The organism is Rhodococcus aetherivorans (genome assembly GCF_011058165.1).
Lineage (GTDB): Bacteria > Actinomycetota > Actinomycetes > Mycobacteriales > Mycobacteriaceae > Rhodococcus > Rhodococcus aetherivorans.
Genome location: NZ_JAALEG010000051.1, coordinates 36,764 through 43,349, shown reverse-complemented (window position 1 = coordinate 43,349; position 6,586 = coordinate 36,764). Strand labels below are relative to the sequence as shown.

At 56.5% G+C, this 6,586-nt stretch carries 8 protein-coding genes; 3 read left to right on the top strand and 5 right to left on the bottom strand.

Annotation, left to right across the window (positions count from 1 at the left end; genetic code table 11):
- The first annotated feature begins 166 nt into the window (after positions 1–166).
- Positions 167–745 carry a hypothetical protein gene (locus G6039_RS18965; protein ID WP_152545969.1) on the top strand — a complete coding sequence of 193 codons (579 nt, stop codon included), beginning with the start codon at positions 167–169 and terminating at the stop codon, positions 743–745.
- Positions 746–789: 44 nt separating this feature from the next.
- On the opposite strand, the gene G6039_RS18960 is transcribed toward G6039_RS18965, so the two are convergent.
- The 5 genes from G6039_RS18960 to G6039_RS18940 all read right to left on the bottom strand — a co-directional run bounded on the left by G6039_RS18960 (position 790) and on the right by G6039_RS18940 (position 4,697).
- Positions 790–1,164 carry an HAD family hydrolase gene (locus G6039_RS18960; RefSeq protein WP_043801914.1) on the bottom strand — a complete coding sequence of 125 codons (375 nt, stop codon included), beginning with the start codon at positions 1,162–1,164 and terminating at the stop codon, positions 790–792.
- 262 nt (positions 1,165–1,426) lie between these two features.
- A complete protein-coding gene (locus G6039_RS18955; protein WP_152103965.1) occupies positions 1,427–1,864 on the bottom strand; it encodes a hypothetical protein in 438 nt (145 codons plus the stop codon).
- 1,060 nt (positions 1,865–2,924) lie between these two features.
- Complete coding sequence (locus G6039_RS18950) at positions 2,925–3,293, bottom strand: hypothetical protein (RefSeq protein ID WP_043801918.1); 369 nt, start codon at positions 3,291–3,293, stop codon at positions 2,925–2,927.
- Complete coding sequence (locus G6039_RS18945; RefSeq protein ID WP_152103964.1) at positions 3,293–3,706, bottom strand: hypothetical protein; 414 nt, start codon at positions 3,704–3,706, stop codon at positions 3,293–3,295. The genes G6039_RS18950 and G6039_RS18945 overlap by 1 nt, the downstream gene beginning before the upstream one ends.
- A 112-nt stretch (positions 3,707–3,818) precedes the next feature.
- Positions 3,819–4,697 carry a replication-relaxation family protein gene (locus G6039_RS18940; protein ID WP_152103963.1) on the bottom strand — a complete coding sequence of 293 codons (879 nt, stop codon included), beginning with the start codon at positions 4,695–4,697 and terminating at the stop codon, positions 3,819–3,821.
- A gap of 210 nt (positions 4,698–4,907) precedes the next feature.
- Here G6039_RS18940 and G6039_RS18935 point away from each other — a divergent pair, with 210 nt between their 5' ends.
- Together G6039_RS18935 and G6039_RS18930 are read left to right on the top strand one after the other, a co-directional pair.
- Positions 4,908–5,159 (top strand): hypothetical protein, encoded by a 252-nt coding sequence (locus tag G6039_RS18935; RefSeq protein ID WP_152103962.1) that lies wholly within the window; start codon positions 4,908–4,910, stop codon positions 5,157–5,159.
- Between the two features lie 144 nt (positions 5,160–5,303).
- A complete protein-coding gene (locus G6039_RS18930; RefSeq protein WP_080688618.1) occupies positions 5,304–6,281 on the top strand; it encodes an ERF family protein in 978 nt (325 codons plus the stop codon).
- Positions 6,282–6,586: the final 305 nt, after the last annotated feature.

The following is a 6,586-nucleotide window of genomic DNA, read 5'->3' as shown; positions in this document are numbered from 1 at the left end:
TTCACCTGCGAGATGCCTCTGTTCTGGTGCCGGAATCTTTGTGTGGTAACTCAGATTCTCCTGCCCGGCAGGGGCTCTCGCGTTCTACGACACGCTCACACCGTCACACCCGCGGTGGATCCCGGCTCAGCGGCATAGGGAAGAAATCGAAGCCGCCGAGAATCGCTTGCAGGCACAGCTTGACGCTGCCGCAGCCCAGAGCGCGCACGATACGCAAGTAGCCGAGGACCGGCACGCACGCGAGCTCGAGGCAGCAAATGCACGAGCGGACAGACAGATTAAAGCCGAGTGGTACCGCGAACAAGCTCAGGTCGTAAGGGACCTATGGGGAACGGTCAATAAGGCCACCGTGCCGACGCTCATGCTCGCCCAGAGAATTGATGAGCACAACGCCTTCTACCAGAAGATCTCGTCAGATACCCTAGCCCGAGAACCCTTGGTCTCCAAGGTGTCGAATGCCTACACGACATGGTGGACTCACTACCTTGACGTCCAAGGCGCTATAGCGGTCGCCGAGATGCTGATTGAGGACCAGGTCATCCGGGGTCAACTCAACACGCTTCGCGACCGAGTGGAAGACCATATGCGGTACGCCATGCTGTACAAGGAAGCTGCGATCAACAATGGCGGCGGTGCAGGCGTCTCGACCTTCCCCGCTACCATCAACGGTTTTATCAAGCTGCGCGATCCGATGATGTCCGAGATTCATCGCTTACTGACATCCACAGACGGCCAGCACGTCTGATCAACACCTAGGCTGCGAAGCCACGACCAGCAACTGTCGCATTGCTACTCCCGCTCCGACCGCAGGTCATACGTCGACCCATCCCGCCGCGTCACCCGAAGGGTCATGATCCCGTGAGCCTGCAGCAACGCGCACACGTCGTCCCGGTCGTCGTAGAACACGGAGATGCCCAGCTCCTTGCACTTGGCGAGCTTCAGTTCCGGTGACTCGCGCGGGTGGTTGAACTTCACCTCATGCACCTGGATGGCACTGCTGAACCCAAGGCGCCGTACGTCCGCTTCCACGGTGCCGGCAGTCCTATCCCCCACAGCCGAGATGATGACGACCTTCCAGCCGGCCTCTCGGTGCATGTCCGCGAGCTGGCGGAAGTAGTCCGGGTAGTGGCTGATGACTTGCCAGTAGTCGAAGCCGACGATCATGCGACCTCCTTCTCATTTGCATCAATCCAGGCAGCCATGTCGCCCATCTGTTGACAAATCAGTTCGTCGTGGGCTTTCTCGTCGTCCAGCATCTTCTGTGTGACAACGAAGCAATGGCGTTCACGTTCCCATATACATTCACCAAAGTAGTCGACTGCGCCGCAAAAGATGGGATCACCTATCGACTGACTGTGCTTGATCGCGGCCTTCGACTCTTTGCAAAAGTGGCACTCGTCTAGGTATATCTTGTTCGAGCACTCTTTCATGACACACCTCCCGCCAGATGCGCGAATAGCCTCGCCGGACGTCTCCCACGCTGCGCCCGCTCAACCCACTGCGCGATGCGCGCCTCGCTGTGGGTTGCGACTGTCTTTACGTACCAGCGCAGCCACGTGGGATCGGCGTCGAGTTTCGCCATTACCTCGACAGCACGCCTGGTAGTCGCTAGAAGTTCCTTGACCATTGCAAGAGTTCGGCCCCAGTTCGCGACGCTCGTGACGGTGGCATACCACCGCGAGGGCTTACCCTTCGTCTTCGCCAGTTCCGCCAGCTTCAGCAAGACCTTGTCACCATGCTCGCGCTGCAGCTTCCTATGACGTGGCAGATACGCCTTATTGTCTACAAGGTCGATGACGTCCCCTGGAAGCTCGCCAGACGTCTCTAAGTGCGTTTCGCGCACGACGAACGGCGTGGTGTCCATCTGCGGACGGATGATAGTTGGTAATAGGTCGCCTACGCGTTCACCCATAAAAGAAAACCTCCCAGCTATTGCCAGGAGGACTCCGCTTCAAATTCCTAACCTAATAGTATCAAAAACAGCCCCACGTGACAATAGCATCTAACTAACTTATGCCCGCAACGCCGCAGCTTGGAATTTGAAGCGGAATTGCATACTCCCAGTTAACTACAATGCGAACTATTTTACAACCGTGCTGTCGGATAGTTCACTGCAATCCCTCTATTGATGAAGTAGCTTGCTACGGCAATTTCTTCTATAGAGCTATAGCCGTTAATGACAGGGGTCGGAGTATCAAATGAGCGGACGCCATGTAACTCATACTGTAATATAGACAATGCACGGCACGCCCGTCCGTAGCGTGTCGATACATACACTCAGTGGTACGCATGCGCCCCCGCAGGCAAGCCACAACAAAAAGCGCCGGTCTACTATGGCCGGCGCTGCCGATTAACGCTATATTGAAAGCACAAGGAATCCACAGCCTCCTTGCGTACCTTCCAGCAAAACAAACATTCAAAAAGAGCGCACCGCCTATCACGAGGCGGTGCGCTCTTGTTCTGGTTACTTGGTGATGCCAATCGCGCCTATCAGCAGGCCCATCAGTCCGACGAACCACACGGAGTCGGCTATCGGGTCTGACTTGCGCCTGGAGCGCACGACGCGGCGTCTGGTGATGCTAGGCGGCGCTTTTCGTAGCGGGGCGAGTTCGATTATCTCGCCAGTGCGGGTATCGACCATGCTGGAGGGCCGCGTCATGCGTCTGCTCCATCGTCCGGCCACTCTGTCCAGTAGCAGTCGCCGTCGTCGCTATAGTGTTCGTCCCACGTCGTGCCGGTTCCTTCAAAGCTCCCATCTAGGCACGGTTGCGAACAGTAGTACTCATCGCAGCAGTAGAAGCCTTCGCGCATAGGCTTACCGCAGACGGAGCAGCGGCGTTTGGTATCAGTAATATAATTCATCTTCAGTTGTATCCGTTTAGCGATTAGTGCGGGCTACAACGCCGCCCGCGAGGCACTAGGGGCTAGAACTCCGCTTCGAAGCTGCACCACCCTTGACGCTTGATGCACTGATAAATCTTTAAGCCCAGTTCTAACGAGGCCCAAAGTTTCAACGCATTGGCGTGTTTCTGCATCTCGTCGTATCCCATTGACCCGGCAATCTCCTTGGGCATAAGCGTGTATAGTTTCTCCGGGTCGAAGGTGTCAAAGTCGATGTCTGCCGCCAGTTCGCTGGCAATCTGCTGCAAGCGTTCCAGCGCCGCGTCCGCGTCGTGGGCAACGTACTGCATATGACTATTGTCTTCGTACGCGCCGAACTGTTCGCCATCATCACTGTTCTGAATTGCGAACCAGAACTTTCCCTCAATGTCACCGGAGTAGTAGCGACCCATTACGCCGCTACTCCAGCCGCTTCAAGCGCTACGGCCCGCGCATACGGCTCAATCTCTTCGAGTGCCTTCGCCTGTAGCGTCAGAATCTTGGCCGCGCTAAAGCGGTTAGCTTCTTCAAGCTTTACCTTGCCAGAGCGCGTGTCAAACAGCGTGCAGGACTCTGATACGCCCCACGGAGTCTCCGCCAGACTTACGGGCTGCAGACTCACGTAGTAGCCACGCGGATTGATATCGCCAGTCGCCCAGTTAGTGCCGCCCTTGGTGTAGTGCAGGCTTATACGTAGCTTGTCGTAGCCGTCCACTTGGCCGTCCATCTGGAAGTACCACGTGATAGAGTCGCGTTCGGACTTTTGACGCACCAGCGGCAATCCCGCTAGTTTGATAGGCGTTGCTTTTGTTTCTAATTCGCTCACTATAGTTGCTCCTGTATTTAGTTGTATTGTCGGGGCTTCCATACCCCTATAACTATATTAACTTTACCCCTGTTAATTTGCAAGACAAATACAGCGCAATAGGTTGTGCAACCTACATCAAAACCTGTGGAAACTCCCGCGCATGATGGACTGAAAACAATCCTTGTGGGGCGTCACGGACACCGCGCAGCATCCGCGTCAGTTCGCGCGTGCGTTCGTCATCTAACGTCAGGAATGTCACTGCGGGGGCCGCATCCAGCGGCAACTTGTCTTGGTGGTGGTACGCGTAGATATAGCGCTCCACCTTCTCCAGTATCTGCTTCTGCCGCTCAGTGCCTAGGTCAACTTCAAGCCACGTCAGACGCCGACGTCCAGTCGATATAATGCCGACATCCAGAAATAAGTCCGGACGGATATCCATACCATCGACATCTATCCAGCTGTCCGGCTCCGTCGCATAGTGAAGTACCTTCAGCAATCCCGCTTGCTCCGCCCGCTTTGCCGCGACGTACGCATCCGCAATAGCGAGGGTATGCAGATTAACCGCACGCATCGGCCGATACTTCCCCGACCAGTACAGCCGCCACCCCTCCGGTCCTACCTGGTAGACGTGGGCCGGACTGCCGCCAAGTTCACCGCCTGGAACCCGCCCCGGTACACGCGCTAGTAATCCCTCTTCCGTAAGGCGCTTGAGCGAGCGCCGGCTAGGTCGGTCGGCAGTGTGGTTGGGGAAGACCAACGCATCCACGTGAGTACCAATAAGCTGCCCGAACCTGCCCACCAGCTTGAGGATCTGCACATCCCGCGGGAGAAGTCTCATGGAACCAAAGTACAGGTACTTAGCGGCGGGCGCTCGCGGCTCATCTTCCCTGGTCAGAGCAGTTGCAGGCGTACCGCGATGCGGCACGTTGAGCGGCGGTTCTGGATAGGTAGTGGTACGCATGTCTTTCCAATATTTAATCACACGTGGTAAGCGGTCATAGTTTTCCACAAGCGCGTTCCAATTGCGTCAAATTGGTATTGCAAAAACAATAGTCATTTGTCATACTAATTCACAGTAAGCGGGGTGGACGCGGCAAGAATAGGGCCGGACAGACCAAGCGCCTTACAACACATACGGACTACGACAAACGAAACGGGGGCAACAACACAATTATCAAAGAAAGAACACTACCCAATGAAACGATACGCAACCCGCCCAATGAAACGTGGAATCACCAAGGCTCGACTGTCGCTACGGATCGAGAACAATACCGACGTCGGAGTTAGGCGGCTGGCAGCTAAACTTACCAGGCTGCGCGGTAAGTACACCTCGGTAAGCGTGGTGGCTGATGAGATCCTAGCCAAGGACCCAGACGTCATTCGCGAGATCAAGGAAGCCGCAGCCGAAGAACAACTGAATAAGGAGACAAAACATGGCACGAAGAAAAGGAACGGCATCGACAAGGTATAGCGCGCAGGTGCGAGCGATCCGCCGGCACCGCTACGAACTCGCCCAGCGCACTACTGCACCGTCCCGGCGCGACTTTACAGCGCCGACAGTCCGGGTCGGTCAAACGATCCGCCAGATCATTAAAGGTGGTGTACGAGGGCTTGCATGGGCGCTGTAGATACGCAGGGTGAGGCGCAGGCACCGGCCAACATCCAAATCGATGCAACTACTGCAGTTCCAACCGCTCCACGAAGCGTCCTGCTGCAGCCAGGCCAAACAGCGGTGATCCCGCCCGAGATCGCGAAGGCAATCGTCGCTATCCAGGCGAAGGTCGCCCCACTGGAGAAGACGGCCGAGAACGCGCACTTTAAGAACTCCTACGTCCCTCTCTCGGAGGTCATGCGTGAAGCATTAAGGCTCCTGAGTGAGCACCAACTAGGTATCACCCAGTGGCCGCTGACACGCGACGACAAGACGTTCCTCATCACGATCCTCATGCACGAGTCAGGCTCATCTATCCAGGGCGAGCAAGAGCTTCTAATGGCACGGAAGGACTCGCAGGGCCAAGGGTCATCAATGACTTATGCCCGCCGCTACGGGGTGATGGCGATCCTCGGACTGGTCGGTGAGGACGACGACGATGGCAACAAGGCCGCTAATCGTCAGACGAAGCCAACGCCTGAGCAGTTGTCAGAGATTAAGCAGCTGTGCATCGACCTGAAGTACCCGAAGGATCAGATGGAAGCGCGCATCGCCTCCCTAAGGACCGAAGACCAAGCCACCGTTGCCATCAACAATCTGCACAAGCTGATATCCGAGAAGGCAGCACGGGTCAACCAAGAGGCAGCGGCGACTCCGGTGTTCACCGGCGATCGCGACCAGGTCATCCCCGTAGATACGTCGAGTTCGGAACAAGACTCGACACGTCAAGATATTGCTAAACGCCTAACCCAGCTACCGATCCCTGAGAAGCGCGTACGAGAGCTGATCCGCAACGTGACCGGAAAGCCGTTCCTCAAGAACTGCAACGACGAAGATCTGTTCAAGCTCGCTGAAGAGCTCGACGACATCCTCAGTGGCAAGAAGAAGCTACCCCGCGACTGGTTCGATCCAGAGATCGTCCCTCCAGTGGAGGCCGCCTAAGGATGGATTTCTCGGACATTCGCGTGCATCGGGAGCAAGAGATGGAGGAAGAGGCACGTATCGAGAATCCCCTCCCCCTCACTGAAAGCGAACGCGCCACGATCGCCGTATTAGGCAAGTTGCTCGCGGCGGAGGCGTGTGGTGAGTAAGCCATGCCGGGCGCCGTCGGAAGTGGCACAGGCGGCGCTTGAGGAAGCGCACCTATGGGACACCAAAGAGCAGATCATCGAAGGTCTCGAGCGTCTGCTAATAACAGTTAGAGCGGCGGAGGCCGCAGGAGAACATACCCGTGAGGTACCGACCAA